Source organism: Pseudomonas lundensis, assembly GCF_002269125.1.
Classification (GTDB): domain Bacteria; phylum Pseudomonadota; class Gammaproteobacteria; order Pseudomonadales; family Pseudomonadaceae; genus Aquipseudomonas; species Aquipseudomonas lundensis_A.
Genome location: NZ_NQKI01000023.1, coordinates 19,043 through 35,273, shown reverse-complemented (window position 1 = coordinate 35,273; position 16,231 = coordinate 19,043). Strand labels below are relative to the sequence as shown.

The window sequence follows — 16,231 nt, the reverse complement described above, 5'->3', positions numbered from 1 at the left end:
CCTGCTCTCTCTTCAGGAAGGAGAGCAGGTGGGGCTTTAATCTTCGATGTTTTTCAGCGATTTAGGCGAAAGGCGCAGGCTGCGCAAACTGCGTTTGACGCTTTTAAGGTGGTTGACCAGGCTCGGTCCACGCGCCATGGCCACGCCCATGGCCAGCACATCAATCACCACCAGGTGCGCAATGCGCGAGGTCAGCGGGGTATAAATTTCGGTGTCTTCGTGCACATCAATCGCCAGATTGACGGTCGCCAGTTCCGCCAGCGGCGTTTGGCTCGGGCACAAGGTAATCAGTGTCGCGCCGCTTTCACGCACTAAATTGGCGGTAATCAACAAATCCTTCGAGCGCCCGGACTGGGAAATGCATATCGCCACGTCTGTAGGCTTCAAAGTGACAGCCGACATCGCCTGCATGTGCGGGTCGGAATAGGCCGCAGCCGTCAGTAATAAACGGAAAAACTTGTGTTGGGCATCCGCCGCTACCGCACCCGACGCGCCAAAGCCATAAAACTCGACGCGCTGGGCCTGAGACATCGCTGTCACAGCACGCTGTAAAGCGACCGGGTCGAGTTTTTCGCGCACGTCCATCAGCGTATGGAGTGTGGTGTCGAAAATTTTAAGGCTGTAGTCAGCGACCGAGTCGTCCTCGTGGATCGCGAATTGGCCAAAGCTGGCACCCGCCGCAAGGCTTTGCGCCAGCTTGAGTTTCAGGTCCTGAAACCCAGAGCAACCGATCGCCCGGCAAAAGCGCACGATGGTGGGCTCACTGATACCAACGCTATGGGCAAGGTCTGCCATGGAACTGTGCATTACAGCCGCAGGATCAAGCAGCACGTGATCGGCGACCTTGAGTTCCGATTTACGTAACAAGTGGCGAGACTGGGCGATATGTTGCAGCAAGTTCAAAGGGCAGGACTCGGTCTGAAAGGGTGGGATGCCAAGGATGTAGCAATCTTGTAGTTATACTACAAGAATTCGTTTTCTGCCCAACCAATCCATGACTAAAACCGCTGGCTTCTCCCCTATTCAGGCCGCCCGCGCTCTATGTAGCCCGTTTGAGCACTACAAAAAGACTACATCGCTGCGCAATAAATCGCCCAAAGCGGCGGCGTTAATTGGACGACTGATCAAATATCCCTGCACTTCGTCGCACTGTTGCGCCTTGAGAAATGCCAGTTGCGAGGCTTCTTCCACGCCTTCTGCCACGACCTTTAACTCAAGGCTATGGGCCATCGCAATGATCGCCTTGGTGATGGCTTCGTCTTCAGCGCAGCGCCCCACGCCTCGAATGAAGGTCTGGTCAATCTTGACGTAATCCACAGCAAACCGTTTGAGGTAGCTGAGGGAGGAATACCCGGTGCCGAAGTCGTCAATCGCCAGTTTGACGCCCAATTGATGCAACTGTTCAAAGGTCGAAATAATGGATTCGACGCTGTCGAGTAACTGGCTTTCCGTCAATTCAAGCTCCAGGTACTGCGGTGCCAGCCCTGATTCATCAAGCACCTGGCGCACGAGGCTGACCAGCTTGCCCTGTCGTAATTGGTGCACCGACAGATTGACCGACACCCGTATCGGCGCCAGCCCTTCGCGCTGCCATTGGCAGGCCTGCCGACACGCCTGGCGCAATACAAACTCGCCAATGGGACCGATCAGCCCCGTCTCTTCGGCCAGCCCGATGAAGTCGCCCGGCGGCACGCTGCCTAACTGTGGGTGGTCCCAGCGCACCAGCGCTTCGGCCCCGTGCAGACGGCCCGTCGCCAGGCACAGTTTGGGTTGATAGAAGACCGTCAGTTGCTGTTCGGCAATCGCTTTGCGCAACTGGTTTTCCAGCTGCAAGCGCTCCAGGGTGCTGTGCTGCAAGCTGTGGCTGAAGAATTGAAAACTGCCACCGCCCAAATGCTTGGCCTGGAGCATGGCCTGATTGGACTGACTGACCAGCGTCGCGATGTCCCGCGCACTGTCGGGTAGCAGGCTGATCCCCATGGACGCGCTGATTACCAGTTCATGGCCATCAATCATAAGCGGCCGGCCCAGCTTGGCCAGCAGCCGCGTTGCGACCCGCGCCAGACTGGTGAGGCTGGCATAAGAATCAAACAACACTGCGAATTCATCCCCGGACAGCCGCGCGATGGTGTCGGCTTCAGGCAGCGCTTTGGTCAGGCGTCTGGCGACTTTGTGCAGTACCTGATCCGCCAGCTCTGGCCCAAGGCTGTCGTTGAGCAGCTTGAATCGATCCAGGTTGATGTACAACAGCGCAAGGTTACGCGCACCTTGGCGAGCCCGTTGATTGGCTTCTTCAAGCCGCTCCTTGAACAATAAGCGATTGGCCAGCCCGGTCAGCTCATCAAAGTGCGTGAGGTGGCGCACGCGGGCTTCGGAGCGGCGTCGCGCTGACAGGTCACTGACAAACGCCACGATATGACTGACGTGCCCGTCGTCGTCACGCACCACTTTCAATTGAAGCCACTGCGGGTACAACTCGCCGTTTTTGCGCGTTTCAACCAACTCACCCTGCCAGCGGTCCTGCTGCTCCAGCACGGGCCGAATGACCGGGAAGTGACGCAGTGCATCGCGGCTGCACGCCAGCTCACTCACGCATTGACCCACCAGGTCTTCGACCGCATACCCGCTAAAGCGGCTGAAGGCCTGATTGACCGCCAACATCCTGTAGTCCGGATCGAGGATGACAATGCCTTCGCTGGCCGCTTCAAATACGGTGGCCGCCAGACGCCGCTGCTCGGGCTCGCGTAAACGCTCTGCAGCCGGGGACTGCACATTTGGCAGTGCCTGCAAAGGTTGAGCATTCCCACGACGGTGCTGATTGACTTGCCAGCCGACAACGCCCAGCAACGTCAGAAAAAAACCGAGTCCGGTGCCGATCAACACACCCGACGCGCTAAGACCCTGAATCATTGGCAATATTCTTATCAGTGGATGAGCCAAAAAAGTCGCCCGAGCATACACAAGCAATGCTCATGACCAAACTGAGACACGTCATTAAAAAGACGAAATGAGCCGTTGCGCTTTACGGATCAGATCCCGCTCTTTTAAAAGACTGGCGCTGAGCAGCGACAGACGGCCCGCCGGAACAGGATTGGCGTTTGCCCGGTTTGAGCCAGCACCCTAGAATGCCCCGATGCGCGAAGATCTCTCTCTCTTATTGAATTCCCTCAACGATGCCCAACGTCAGGCCGTCACGGCCAGTGTCGGGCGTCAGTTGGTTCTGGCCGGCGCAGGTTCCGGCAAAACCCGTGTGCTGGTGCACCGTATCGCCTGGTTGATCCAGGTCGAGAACGCCTCACCACACTCCGTCTTGTCGGTGACGTTCACCAACAAGGCCGCTGCCGAGATGCGTCATCGCATCGAACAGCTCATGGGGATCAACCCGGCTGGCATGTGGGTCGGTACGTTCCACGGGCTGGCGCATCGCCTGCTGCGTGCTCACTGGCAAGAAGCCGGGTTGAGCCAGACCTTCCAGATCCTCGACAGCGACGATCAGCAACGCTTGGTCAAGCGTGTGATTCGTGAGCTGGGGCTGGACGAACAGCGTTGGCCCGTGCGTCAGGCGCAGTGGTTTATCAACGGTCAAAAAGATGAAGGCCTGCGGCCGCAACATATTCAGGCCAGCGGCGATTTATTCCTGGCCACCATGCGCAGCATCTACGAAGCCTATGAGGCCGCGTGCCAGCGCGCAGGCGTGATCGACTTCTCCGAGCTATTGCTGCGAGCCCTCGACCTGTGGCGCGATAACCCGGGGCTGCTGGCGCACTACCAAAAGCGTTTCCGGCACATTCTGGTGGACGAGTTCCAGGACACCAACGCCGTTCAATATGCCTGGCTGCGTTTGCTGGCCAAGGGCGGCGACAGCTTGATGGTGGTCGGTGATGACGATCAGTCGATCTACGGCTGGCGTGGCGCCAAGATTGAGAATATCTACCAGTACTCCTCTGACTTTCCGGACGCCGAAACCATTCGTCTGGAGCAAAACTATCGCTCCACCGCGGGCATCCTCAAGGCCGCCAACGCCCTGATCGCCAATAACACAGGGCGCATGGGCAAAGAGCTGTGGACAGACGGCGGCGATGGCGAAGCGATCAATTTGTACGCGGCATTCAACGAGCACGATGAAGCCCGCTACGTGGTCGAGACCATCGAAAGCGCGCTGAAAACCGGTCTTGCCCATAATGACATTGCCATCTTGTACCGCTCCAACGCCCAGTCACGGGTTTTGGAAGAGGCGTTGTTGCGCGAGCGTATTCCTTATCGGATTTATGGCGGCCAGCGCTTCTTCGAACGCGCCGAGATCAAGAACGCCATGGCCTACCTGCGTTTGCTTGAAGGCCGTGGGAATGATGCAGCACTGGAGCGTGTAATTAACGTCCCGGCTCGCGGCATTGGCGAAAAAACGGTCGAAGCCATTCGTGAACACGCACGCCACAATGATGTGTCGATGTGGGAAGCCATGCGCCAGCTGATCGCCAATAAGGCGCTGCCTGGCCGAGCGTCGGGCGCCATTGCCGGCTTTATCGAACTGATCGAGAACCTCGCGGCAAAAGTCATGGAGATGCCCTTGCATCTGATGACCCAGACCGTTATCGAGCAGAGCGGGCTGATTGCCTACCATCAGGCTGAAAAAGGTGAGAAAGGCCAGGCACGGGTAGAAAACCTTGAGGAACTGGTCAGCGCTGCGCGCAACTTCGAGAACACTGAAGACGACGAAGAATTGACGCCATTGGCTGCATTCCTCGGCCACGCGTCGCTGGAAGCTGGCGACACTCAGGCGCAAGAGCACGAAGACGGCATCCAGCTGATGACCCTGCACAGCGCCAAAGGGTTGGAATTCCCTTATGTGTTCCTGGTGGGCATGGAAGAGGGCCTGTTCCCGCACAAGATGAGCCTTGAAGAGCCCGGCCGTCTTGAAGAGGAGCGGCGCCTGGCGTACGTGGGCATCACTCGGGCCATGCAGAACCTAGTGATGACCTATGCTGAGACACGACGCCTTTACGGTAGTGAGACCTACAACAAGGTTTCTCGATTCGTACGTGAAGTGCCAAAAGGCCTGATTCAGGAAGTGCGTTTGTCCAACAGCGTCAGCCGCCCTTTCGGCGGAGGTCAACAGCAGAGCGCCAGCACCCTATTTGGTGGTTCGCAGATTCCGGAAACCGAATTCAAATTGGGTCAGATGGTCAAGCATGCGGTGTTCGGTGAAGGGGTGATCCTCAATTTCGAGGGCTCCGGTGCGCAGGCCCGGGTGCAGGTCAACTTCTCCGAAGGCAGCAAGTGGCTGATGATGGGCTACGCCAAACTTGAGGCGGTCTGACAGCAACCCGACAGCCATCGGACGATAAGGTAGGCAACATGGGCTCAGGCTTTTTTTCTTCCTGGACATTCTGGGCCCTGTTGTCAGCCATGTTCGCGGCGCTGACAGCGATCTTTGCCAAGGTCGGCATCGAGAACGTCAACTCCGATTTCGCCACCTTGCTGCGTACCGGCGTGGTGCTGGTCAGCCTGGCGCTGATTCTTTACGCCACGGGCCAGTATCAACCGCTGAGTTCGATCGCCCCACGCAGCTACCTGTTTTTAGCGTTGTCGGGGCTGGCGACCGGGGCATCCTGGCTTTGCTACTTCCGCGCCTTGAAGCTGGGGCCCGCGTCACTCGTCGCCCCGGTGGACAAGCTCAGCGTGGTACTGGTGGCCATCATCGGTGTACTGCTGCTAGGTGAAAAACTCGACCTGCGGCAATGGGGCGGAATCGGCTTGATCACAGCGGGCGTGGTGATGCTGGCGCTGAAGCGTTACAGACGCGGCACCGTGCATGCCACTGAGTCGACAATCTGTCTTTTCAACGTGAACTACAAAATACAAAGAAACGTCTTACTCTAAATTAGGCAAAAACCCGAAACACTTCACCGCTAGCCAGTCACACCTCACCTGTGCACCATGGCGCGCGTGTCATCCACAAATGGGAATTCCCTTTATGAAACGTTTTCTTAGCATCGCCATGGCGTTGTGCATCGGTTTGACGATGAGTCTCGACGCAAATGCCAAGCGCTTCGGCGGCGGCAAAAGTTTTGGTTCGGCGCCTAGCCACCAGACTCGCCAAGCCGCTCCTGCCTCTCCAGCCGCAGCCCCTGCCGCTGCTGGCGCAGCTGCCAAAGCCGGTGGTGCTTCACGCTGGCTTGGCCCTCTGGCCGGTATCGCTGCCGGCGGCCTGCTCGCTTCCATGTTCATGGGCGGCGGCTTCCAGGGCATGCAGATCTTCGACATCCTGATTATGGCGGTCATTGCGTTTGTGATCTTCCGCTTCATCGCCGCGCGTCGCCGCAAGCAACAGGCTGACCTGGCCCCGGCCGGCCACGCTCCGATGCAGCGTGAAGCGTTCGACGCCAAGCCAGCCACGGCGTCGATCTTTGGTGGCGGTTCTTCTGCGACGGCTCGCCCGGTCATCAACGCACCAGCCTGGTTCAATGAGCAGAGCTTTCTGGAAGCCGCGCGCAACCATTTCCAGTCCTTGCAACAGCATTGGGACGCGAACGAAATGGACAAGATCGCTGAGTTCGTGACCCCGCAAATGCTTGAGTTCCTCAAGCGTGAGCGCGCTGATCTGGGGGATGGCTTCAATTCGACTTACATCGACAACCTGACCGTTCAACTGGACGGCCTGGACGATCGCGCCGACAAAACCATCGCAACCCTGACCTTCAGCGGCATCTCCAAAACGTCACGTTTTGATCAGGGCGAAGCCTTCAGCGAAAGCTGGAACATGGAACGCGTTCAAGGTGAAAACCAGCCTTGGCTTGTAGCCGGTATCCGTCAGAACGGCTGATCGATTTCGGTTCACAGGTTGTAACCAAAGCCCCGGACTTGTCCGGGGCTTTGCATTTCACGATTGCACTTATAACGAGCTACTGTATAAAGCGCGTCATATAAAACCGCGCCATAGAGTATGAGGATTGAGGTCGTGGAAGAGATCATTGAACAATTGCGTGAGGCAAATGAACCCGTCCCGGTTCCCCTGGAGCTGCCTGACGAAGATTTGCTGGTGGAAATCGAAGAACAGCTGTTCATCGATATTCCATTTGTTTTCCGAGAGTTTTTGCTGACGGTCAGCGACGTGGTGTATGGCAGCCTGGAGCCTGTCACTGTGACCGACCCGCAATCGCACACCTACCTGCCAGACGTTGCGGCCAATGCATGGGATGCGGGCGTTGACCGCAGCCTGATCCCTATCTGTCAGGACGGTGACGACTACTACTGCGTCGAAGAAGACGGCACCGTCGTGCTGTGGTCTGGCGAAGAAGAGCTGGTTACCGAGGAGACGTGGGAATCCGTCTGGCACTGGGCACGGGATGTCTGGCTGGAAAGCTGATATAGCCACCAGCGGCTTTGCAGGAGTGAGCCTGCGCGAGATGGTCTGAACACCAAGCACCATCACGCGGCAAGCTTGCTCCTGCAGAAGAAAAAACAGGCCTGCTAGTGGCCCAGATCCTTGTGGTTGTCGAGTGTTTCCAGCAAGGCCACTTGCATGCGCGTGTGAATACGCACGAACCAGCGCCACAACACTGCCGCGACACCGGCAGCAACCACCCCAATCACAATCAGCAGCTCATTGGTCGGCAAGATGCTGGCGGACAGTGCCGACAGCAGCAAGAAGATCACCAGCAGCGACAGAATCGGGATCACTTCAGCGATCACACGACGTACGCGCTGTGTATGCCGCCCCGCCATCTCGGGTTTAACCCCCATCTCTGCCAAGAGCATCGACAGCGCCTTGAGCTTGCGGTAAGCCGCGATCAGAAACGGCAGCGACAGCAGTAACGCTGCGCCCCAGATCAAGCCGTTTTGCCAGCTCGACTTCATCACCCACCCCTGCAAATACGCCGCAATCCGAGGAGCGAAGTAACCGCCCGAGAAAAAAATGGCCATCACCAGGGCCAGATTGACGCCGACTTGCAGCAATATTTTGCGAATCATCGCCGCCAACAGTGCCCCTTCGCCCTGCGGCTGAATACTGCTCAGCCATTCGCCATAGAGCCCAAACACGCGAGACACCCGGTTGGGCATTACCTGCGCCAGCTTGAGCGAAAGCGGATCAGCGGCGCGAATCAAGTACGGGGTCATCAAGGTGGTCAGTACCGACACAGCGACCGCTAGGGGGTACAGGAAGCTGCTGGTGACCTGCAAGGTCATGCCCAGTGCTGCGATGATGAAAGAAAACTCTCCGATCTGAGAGAGCCCCATCCCGACTCTCAGCGAGGTGCGTCCATCATTACCGGCGATAAAGGCACCCAATCCACAAGACAACATCTTGCCAAGGACTACCGCACAGGTAATGACGACAATCGGCAGAGCGTATTCCCACAAGATAGCGGGATCGAGCATCAAACCGATAGCGACGAAAAAAATCGCACTGAACAAATCACGCACCGGCTCGATCAGCCCTTCGATTTTCAGCAATTGCCGGGATTCGGCCATGATTGCGCCAATCAAAAAAGCGCCCAGCACCATGCTGTACTCAAGCTTGACCACCAGCAGACAGAATCCGAAGCACAGCCCCAGCACGGTAATCAGTAGCATCTCATTGCTTTCAAACCGGGCCACATAAGCCAGCACACGGGGCACCAGCAAGATACCAATGACCAAGGCCACGATCATGAACAACGAGAGTTTGCCGACGGTCGAAAACACCTCCTCCGGGCTCACACTGCCGCTGACGGCAATGCTGGAAAGCAGGGCAATAATCCCGATACCCAAAATATCCTCGACGATCAGCACACCAAAAATCAGCTGTGCGAAACGTTCGTTTTTCATCTTCAGGTCGTTTAGCGCCTTGACGATGATGGTGGTCGACGAAATAGCCAAAATGGCGCCCAGGAACAACGAGTCCATGGTGTTCCAGTCGAACCAGCGACCGATCTCGTAGCCGATCCAGATCATCAGGGTGATTTCCATGAACGCCGCGATGAACGCCGTGGCACCCACTTTGAACAGTTTGCGCAGACTGAACTCAAGCCCCAGGCAGAACATCAGGAATATCACCCCCAACTCCGCCAGGGTTTTGATGGTCTGTTCGTCGTGAATCAGGCCAAACGGCGGCGTATGTGGGCCTATGATGAAACCCGCCACGATGTAACCCAGCACCACGGGCTGTTTGAAACGGTGAAACAGAATGGTCACCACACCTGCGACCAACATGATGACTGCCAAATCCTGAATAAAACTGATGGCATGCATGGCGTGTCGCCTCCTTGTGTGTGTGCTGTCCGGCAACAGAACGACAGACACAGAGAATCACTCTGCGCGCGGCGGACGTTTGAAGTGTAGGAAATACCCGCTAAAGGGGTGTTTGCAGGTTAACACCGCGATTTACCGCAGAAAGGCGGCGCAATATATGGAAACATGTGCGCCAGAGCGTGACGGCAGCCCCTGCGGCAGCGTCCCGTTGTTGAAGCTTTCAAAAACGCGAAAAGTATCCACAGAGATACCTTTTTCACTGCTGCAACATTACCGCGAGCCTGCTGCTATGGAACCCGGAAACGCCCAACTGTCGATGACGGTCTTGATGACCCCGGACATGGCCAATTTTTCTGGCAATGTTCACGGCGGAACCCTGCTCAAGTACCTCGACGAAGTCGCCTACGCATGCGCCAGCCGATATGCAGGGCGCTATGTTGTGACCCTGTCGGTCGACCAGGTTATTTTTCGCGAGCCGGTGCATGTCGGTGAGCTGGTGACCTTCCTGGCCTCGGTCAACTACACCGGCACCACCTCGATGGAAGTGGGCATCAAGGTCGTCACTGAAAACATCCGTGAACGCTCAGTCCGTCACACCAACAGCTGTTTTTTCACCATGGTGGCTGTGGACGACGATCGTAAACCGGCTGCTGTACCGCCTTTACAGCCCGTTAACAGCGAAGACAAACGCCGCTTTATTCAGGGCAAACAGCGTCGCCAGATCCGTCAGGAACTGGAAAAACGCTATCAGGAATTGAAAGACGAAACGTTGTAAACCTTACCTGCTCCTGTAGGAGCAGGTGTGCCGGCGATTGAGGCTATTCGTCATCTTGAATGATCGAGTGGGTTAGATCGCCAGCACCCGGGTTTACAGGTGGATCGGCATCGCCTCAAACCGCACGCGCGGGTGAGCAATGCGATCCTGGGCACGTACCAGCTGCAGTTCGTAGCTGGTGCAGGCCTGGGTTTCCAGCAGCACTTCATGCACGGCCGAGGCTGCAAATTCGAACGCGGCAACCAGGCTGTCTCCCAGCAATACCCGCGCCAGAAACAAACCGGACGTCAGATCGCCTACACCGACGGGCTGACGGGGAAACGCCAGTAACGGCCGGCGCAGGTGCCAATTACCTTCATTCGTTACCAGCAGCATCTCAAAACTTTCTTCAGGCTTGCCCGGGTATGACAGGTGCTTAACCAGAACTGCCTTGGGGCCGCGTGCCAACAAGCTGCGCGCCATCGCCAGGCAATCGAACAGCGACTGCGGGTGGCGACCACAGAAGCTGTCCAGCTCCAACTGGTTAGGGCACAGGAAGTCGGCCACGGCGGCCGCTTCATTCAACAGAAAATCACTGACTTCGTGCGGCACGATGCAGCCTTTCTCCGGGTGGCCCATGACCGGATCACACAAGTACAGCGCATTGGGGTTAACGGCCTTGATCCGCGCTACCCCACTGAGAATTGCTCGCCCTTGTGCAGCGCTGCCCAGGTAGCCGGATAACACGGCGTCGCAGTTGCCTAATTCACCGATGGCGGCAATGCCGTCAACCAGTGCCGGAATTTGCTCCGGAGCCAACACTTCACCAGCCCATTGGCCATACTGAGTGTGGTTTGAGAACTGCACCGTGTTCAAAGGCCATACATTTACGCCCACGCGCTGCATGGGAAAAACGGCCGCGCTGTTGCCGGCATGGCCGAAAACTACGTGGGATTGGATGGCGAGTAGGTGAGGCGTACGTTTCATGCCGGTTTCCAGACTGCGTGTGGGGTTCAAGCCACGCAGTATGCGACGAAAAGCAACCTGTACGACAGGTTGTAGACGCAGTTAAGCTGGGCCCACTCTGTTGGAGCACATGTGATGCTGACCCTTGGAAATATGTTTGTGCTGATGTTGTTGGCAACAGGCGCTGCCTGGCTGTGGCATAACCACGGCATGCGCGAGCGAGCGCTGGAGCGCGTCAAACAGCACTGCAACAAGCTCGATATCGAGTTACTCGATGAAAACGTCGCCCTGAAGAAAATCGGCTTCATCGCTGACGCTAAAGGCAACCGGCGATTGGCCCGTGTGTATAACTTTGAATTTACCGTCACCGGTGATCAGCGTCATGCTGGCACCATTACTCAATTTGGCGCCCACAGCGCCAAGATTGAACTGGCCCCCTACCCGTTCAAGGCCGACCCAGAGCCTGAACAGCGCGATGTCCCCAGCGCTCAAGTCATCGAACTGAGCCAATGGCGCGAGCAACACACCAAACCCCGCCAATAGTGCCGCGTTTCAGAAGCTAGCTGATGGTCTCCTGAAACGTGCAGTACTCACCCAGACGCCCCCGCGGCCTGTGGATAACTTTTCCAAAAAACACATTAAAACCCATGAAAGCCCCGAAATAGATACCTTCCAGTGGATATTTTGACGTTAAACCGTTGCTCCCCGCACAAATTGTAGGACAACTTTACCAGTGCAAATTGGCCTAATTGCCTGCTGAACTCAGTTTGAAAGGCAACTCAGGAGACCTTCTTTGAGGGCATTCATGTCCTGCGGGGCATCGAAGATCAGTTCAACGCGTGAATCTTTACGCCATTCACTGTTTTTCCAAGGTTCGAGCCTGTTTTCCAGCGAATTCGATGAAACCCAGCCGCTCACCCCATGGACAACCAGCTTTGCGCGCTGCCAATTCAGGGTTTGAAGCCATCGGCTCAACGCTTGCAGATCAAATTGACGCGCGGGGTGCCATTTCCATCCTGCACTCCACCCTTCCGGCTGCTGGCTGAACAAAATAATGGGCGTCTCAGGGCCGGATAAAATGTCGACAATCGAATTAAAATCCTTATAAATCAACGAGTTATCCACAGCATGAATATCACTCATAGTGGCTACAGGCAGCGTATTTAGCGGGATGTAGCCCTGCTCCGTCCATAAAAGAGGGCACTTTGGCAGGCATGATGCAATCTGCTCACGTTGCGTTATTTCGACACTATTAGATTTATTCATGACCAATAAACCGGCCATTTTCAGGGCTTCACGCTGGCTATCGGGCAAAGGTTTTCCCTGAGCGAGGGCTTCTGTATCCAGGACCATTACGCACGGCTGTAGCGCTAAAACACCCAGCCAGGGAGTAACGCTTAACTGCTCGACTATGCGTGCGGGATGGCCCAGTCCAGAAGGTTCGATGAACAGGCGGTGCGGTTTTACCTTACGCAAAAGGCGGCTCAAGCCAATTTGAAAAGGCGCGCCGTTCACACAGCACACGCAACCACCTGCAACCTCGGCGATAGCAACCTGATCATCTGCCGGACTCATCAACGCCGCATCGAGGCCGATTTGGCCGAATTCATTCACTAAAATCGCCCACCGCTCGTGTGCAGGTTTCTGCGCCATCAGGTGCTGAATCAGGCTGGTTTTACCTGCACCGAGCGGCCCGGCGATTACATGAGTAGGAATGTTGTGCAACATCATCGCCCGCTTCTGTAGGAATCGAAGGCTGCAATATGCCTCAGGCGAGCCAGTCGAGGGTCAAAATCAGCCGCCGCTCCCCGGATTTCAACGCCGGTGAACGATGGATCAAACCGGCGCCCTGATTGCCCGGCCACTTCTCGCCTTTAAGCAGCGCAACGTCTCCCGCTTTTATCTGCTGAATCAACGTTCTGTCGGGGGCCTCAACCTGATCATTGCCTAAATGCTGACGAGCCATCACGCCTTCTTCAAGCCATTCGCTGCCAGGCCCTGAATACGTCGTCACCAGCCGTGCGGGCACATGATCTACATGAAAGCGTGGACACATGGCGTTATCTAAGGCTCTGAGACGCAATCCAACGCGCTTGACGCCTAGCAGGCACGCATAGGCACTGACTAACCAGCCAACATCAGCAATGAAGCCTGTATAGCCTTCCAGGTCGCTGAATCGCTGCGCAAGCCCTTGCAGATTGGGCGACGTATTTTCATCGGGTAATTCAAGGCTCAGGGCGTGCGCCAAGGGGTCACCGGACGATAACAACAGCGCACAGAAATCTGCGATATGAACCGGCAGTACGCGCTGCCAAACGGCCATGTTCACGCTCTCCTCATGGATACGCGTCAACACATCCGGGGCTGTTCCCTGTGCATGCCGAATAAGGCGTGGGGCAGTATTCATTACGCGGCCACCTCGCTGTACCAGTCGCCAAAGGGATCGCTCAGCCGTTGCCACGCATCAGGACCCATCGCGATTTCAGCATCGGTCAGCAAGCAGGCATCAAGTTCGGCGGTGAGTGCGTTGAAGTCGATGTGCTGGCCGATAAACACCAACTCCTGACGACAATCTGCTGTCTCAGGTCGCCACTTCTTAAGGATTTCGGCTCGGGTTTCTGCGTCTTCTGGCCATTGATCTTTGGGTACAAAGCGCCACCAGCGGCCCGCGTATCCATAGCGCATCAGACCGCCTGCCTGAGACCAGCTACCGGCCTCCTGATACTTGCTCGCTAGCCAGAAAAAACCCTTGGAGCGAAGCAATTTACCGTTGGTCCACGGGCGGTCGATAAAGTTAAAAAAACGCTCAGGGTGAAAAGGCCTGAACGCACGATAGGCCGTTGAGGCGATACCGTATTCCTGGGTTTCAGGCACATGTTCCCCGCGCATTTCTTTTAACCAACCCGGTGCCTGGGCGGCACGGTCAAAGTCGAAGCGACGGGTGTCGAGAATTTTTTTCAGCGCAATTTCTCCCATAACCATTGGGAGAATTTCTGCTTCTGCGTTGAGTCGCTGAAGAATGGCCTTTAGTTCTTCGCGTTCGGCCCGGCTGATGAGATCAATCTTGCTGATCAAAATGACGTTCGCAAATTCGACCTGTTCGATCAGCAAGTCCGTGATGGATCGCTCGTCTTCTTCTCCCAGGGTTTCACCACGAGACGCCAACTGCTCGGCGGCCTGATAGTCGCGCAGAAAGTTAAGCCCATCCACGACCGTCACCAAGGTATCCAGCCGTGCAATATCAGCCAGGCTTTGACCCGCGTCATCCCGAAAGGTGAACGTTTCTGCGACGGGCAAGGGCTCTGAGATGCCAGTAGACTCGATCAATAAATAATCAAAACGGCCTTCCTGAGCCAGTTTGCTGACCTCCTCCAACAGGTCTTCCCGCAAGGTGCAGCAGATACATCCATTGCTCATTTCAACCAATTTTTCTTCAGCACGGTTCAGCGTCACATCGCGCTGAACCTCGGCCCCATCAATATTGATTTCACTCATGTCATTGACGATGACTGCCACGCGCAGATCGTCGCGATTGCGCAAGATATGATTCAACAGGGTGCTTTTTCCTGCACCCAGAAAACCTGACAACACTGTTACGGGAAGACGGTTGGGCATGGGAGTTCCTCATCAGGGTGAGCAGGTCAAACGCCCGCGTGGAGAGCGCACGGCAAAATCGCTCAAGTCGTTACACTATAACAATACATACCATGAATTGTTACTATGTATCACAACGACCTTTCCTACACGGGTAGCCTTATGACCTCACACTCCTTGCCTGACGTTGCTTCACAAAATGCATCTCAAAACATTCCGCTGGACTGGGTTGGGATGTGTGGGATTGCGTTGCCCATTCTCATTGACGGGCAACGATTAACTGCAATAGCTGATGCTGGGGTCAGCCTTGAGGATGGCGAAGTGCGCGGCATCCACATGTCACGCTTATTTTTAGCGCTCAAAGTTTTGGATTCGCAGCCCCTGAACCCGTTACTTTTGAAGAAAATTTTGCAGCGCTTTATAGACACGCATGACGACTTATCGATTTGTGCTTACCTGAATATCCACACTCAGATGCTGTTTAATCGCCCAGCATTGGTCAGCCCGCTCAGTGGGTGGAAAAGCTACCCCGTAACCATCAAGTCATCTTTGAAAAACGGAATGTTCCACGTGGAACTAAACGTCGACGTGAAATACTCATCAACGTGCCCTTGCTCGGCTGCATTGGCGCGACAACTCATTCAACATAAATTTATTGATGACTTTGCTAACAAAACACTTCTGCACGCAGAGATTTTAGATTGGCTGGGAAGCACGCAAGGGATCGTGGCCACCCCACATAGCCAGAGAAGTACAGCCCACCTGCAATTGAACCTCAGCGAGGAAGTGGTCGATTTCCCTATCGAACATGTCATTGATAAGGCAGAGGAGGCGCTCGGCACTGCAGTTCAAACTGCGGTTAAACGCGAGGATGAACAAGCCTTCGCGTTAGCCAATGGACAGAATTTAATGTTTTGCGAGGATGCGGTGCGTCGGTTGCATGTCGCACTGAAGTCCACATCAACGGTGAAAGGTTTCAATCTGAAGGTGGTGCATGCAGAGAGTTTGCACAGCCATGATGCTGTAGCGCAGAGCCGTTGGAATTGGCTTTGCCAAACAGTGTAGTGCGGGGCGCGCGCTGACGGTCCAGCGCGCGGCCTATACGTTTAAGCGCGAGGCTTTACTGCTCCGCAATCAGTACCCAGCCATACTGCCTCGGAATCCATACTGCCCGTTTGCTTAAGCCCCGTCGCATTGAAGGTGCCCGTGACATGGGTCGTGAACTCACGGTCACTCGCAAATGTCGCCGTCCCGGCCCCCTGAGCTTTTGGACAACTAAAGCGAAACTTCCACTGATTTCCACTACGCTCAGTGATCTGCTGCTTACATCCAGACTGAGGATCAGTCAGCGGGATGGAATCGGATTTCACTTGTTGAGGGGTCAGGCATACGCGAACACCTTTCCCGCCGATGTTGATACCTTGCTTCTCCAGTTGAGCCAATTGCACAGGAGTTAGCATGGTTTTGATTTGTCCCACCATCATTTGAAAATCGGGAAGTTGATTGCCGTCCACCTGCATATTGCTCGACGTCAATTCCCAAAGACCGGGTTGCAGCATTTGGGCTTGAGCCACCACAGGGATCGAGAAACCAAAGGCCATGAAAAGCCCAAGCAAACGAACATTCATCAAGCAGCTCCTTTTGATAAGTCAGTGTTAGCGGTTACAAAGCAGCGGGTGTTGCATC

The 16,231-nt window shown here is 55.7% G+C and carries 13 protein-coding genes and 2 pseudogenes; 7 read left to right on the top strand and 8 right to left on the bottom strand.

Going from position 1 to position 16,231, the window contains the following annotated elements; all coding sequences use genetic code 11:
* Window positions 1–36: 36 nt before the first annotated feature.
* On the bottom strand, window positions 37–903 hold the full coding sequence (hexR, locus tag CJF39_RS14865; RefSeq protein ID WP_047279049.1) for a transcriptional regulator HexR: 867 nt from the start codon (window positions 901–903) through the stop codon (window positions 37–39).
* Between the two features lie 156 nt (window positions 904–1,059).
* Window positions 1,060–2,736: pseudogene (locus CJF39_RS14860) on the bottom strand (putative bifunctional diguanylate cyclase/phosphodiesterase); the annotation flags it as partial.
* A gap of 397 nt (window positions 2,737–3,133) precedes the next feature.
* Here CJF39_RS14860 and uvrD point away from each other — a divergent pair.
* The 4 genes and pseudogenes from uvrD to CJF39_RS14840 all read left to right on the top strand — a co-directional run bounded on the left by uvrD (window position 3,134) and on the right by CJF39_RS14840 (window position 7,366).
* Window positions 3,134–5,317 (top strand): DNA helicase II, encoded by a 2,184-nt coding sequence (gene uvrD / locus CJF39_RS14855; protein WP_094994093.1) that lies wholly within the window; start codon window positions 3,134–3,136, stop codon window positions 5,315–5,317.
* 38 nt (window positions 5,318–5,355) lie between these two features.
* Window positions 5,356–5,793, top strand: a pseudogene (locus CJF39_RS14850) (EamA family transporter); the annotation flags it as partial.
* A 181-nt stretch (window positions 5,794–5,974) separates the two neighbouring features.
* On the top strand, window positions 5,975–6,823 hold the full coding sequence (locus CJF39_RS14845; RefSeq protein WP_094994092.1) for a Tim44 domain-containing protein: 849 nt from the start codon (window positions 5,975–5,977) through the stop codon (window positions 6,821–6,823).
* A 135-nt stretch (window positions 6,824–6,958) separates the two neighbouring features.
* Complete coding sequence (locus CJF39_RS14840; protein WP_034129154.1) at window positions 6,959–7,366, top strand: SMI1/KNR4 family protein; 408 nt, start codon at window positions 6,959–6,961, stop codon at window positions 7,364–7,366.
* 104 nt (window positions 7,367–7,470) lie between these two features.
* On the opposite strand, the gene CJF39_RS14835 is transcribed toward CJF39_RS14840, so the two are convergent.
* A complete protein-coding gene (locus CJF39_RS14835; protein ID WP_094994091.1) occupies window positions 7,471–9,231 on the bottom strand; it encodes a cation:proton antiporter in 1,761 nt (586 codons plus the stop codon).
* Between the two features lie 289 nt (window positions 9,232–9,520).
* Here CJF39_RS14835 and CJF39_RS14830 point away from each other — a divergent pair, with 289 nt between their 5' ends.
* Window positions 9,521–10,006, top strand: coding sequence for an acyl-CoA thioesterase (locus CJF39_RS14830; protein WP_047279223.1), 486 nt, complete (start codon window positions 9,521–9,523; stop codon window positions 10,004–10,006).
* Window positions 10,007–10,099: 93 nt separating this feature from the next.
* Here CJF39_RS14830 and pdxY read toward each other — a convergent pair whose 3' ends face one another.
* Window positions 10,100–10,972, bottom strand: a complete 873-nt coding sequence (gene pdxY / locus CJF39_RS14825) for a pyridoxal kinase PdxY (RefSeq protein ID WP_094994090.1) — start codon at window positions 10,970–10,972, stop codon at window positions 10,100–10,102.
* Between the two features lie 114 nt (window positions 10,973–11,086).
* Here pdxY and CJF39_RS14820 point away from each other — a divergent pair, with 114 nt between their 5' ends.
* The gene (locus CJF39_RS14820; protein ID WP_094994089.1) at window positions 11,087–11,494 is read left to right on the top strand and encodes a DUF3301 domain-containing protein; all 408 of its coding nucleotides are present in this window, start codon (window positions 11,087–11,089) and stop codon (window positions 11,492–11,494) included.
* Between the two features lie 219 nt (window positions 11,495–11,713).
* Here CJF39_RS14820 and CJF39_RS14815 read toward each other — a convergent pair whose 3' ends face one another.
* From CJF39_RS14815 to zigA, 3 genes are read right to left on the bottom strand one after another with little or no spacing between them, the layout of a single operon-like run.
* A complete protein-coding gene (locus CJF39_RS14815) occupies window positions 11,714–12,679 on the bottom strand; it encodes a CobW family GTP-binding protein (RefSeq protein ID WP_094994137.1) in 966 nt (321 codons plus the stop codon).
* Between the two features lie 40 nt (window positions 12,680–12,719).
* Entirely contained in the window at window positions 12,720–13,358 is a 639-nt protein-coding gene (locus tag CJF39_RS14810) for a DUF1826 domain-containing protein (protein WP_094994088.1), read from the bottom strand.
* A complete protein-coding gene (gene zigA / locus CJF39_RS14805) occupies window positions 13,358–14,566 on the bottom strand; it encodes a zinc metallochaperone GTPase ZigA (protein WP_094994087.1) in 1,209 nt (402 codons plus the stop codon). Before zigA ends, CJF39_RS14810 begins: the two co-directional genes overlap by 1 nt.
* A 141-nt stretch (window positions 14,567–14,707) precedes the next feature.
* Here zigA and folE2 point away from each other — a divergent pair, with 141 nt between their 5' ends.
* Window positions 14,708–15,610 carry a GTP cyclohydrolase FolE2 gene (gene folE2, locus CJF39_RS14800; protein ID WP_094994136.1) on the top strand — a complete coding sequence of 301 codons (903 nt, stop codon included), beginning with the start codon at window positions 14,708–14,710 and terminating at the stop codon, window positions 15,608–15,610.
* A gap of 41 nt (window positions 15,611–15,651) precedes the next feature.
* On the opposite strand, the gene CJF39_RS14795 is transcribed toward folE2, so the two are convergent.
* Window positions 15,652–16,173: a DUF3617 domain-containing protein gene (locus tag CJF39_RS14795; protein WP_094994086.1), complete on the bottom strand. Its 522-nt coding sequence runs from the start codon at window positions 16,171–16,173 to the stop codon at window positions 15,652–15,654.
* Window positions 16,174–16,231 lie beyond the last annotated feature (58 nt).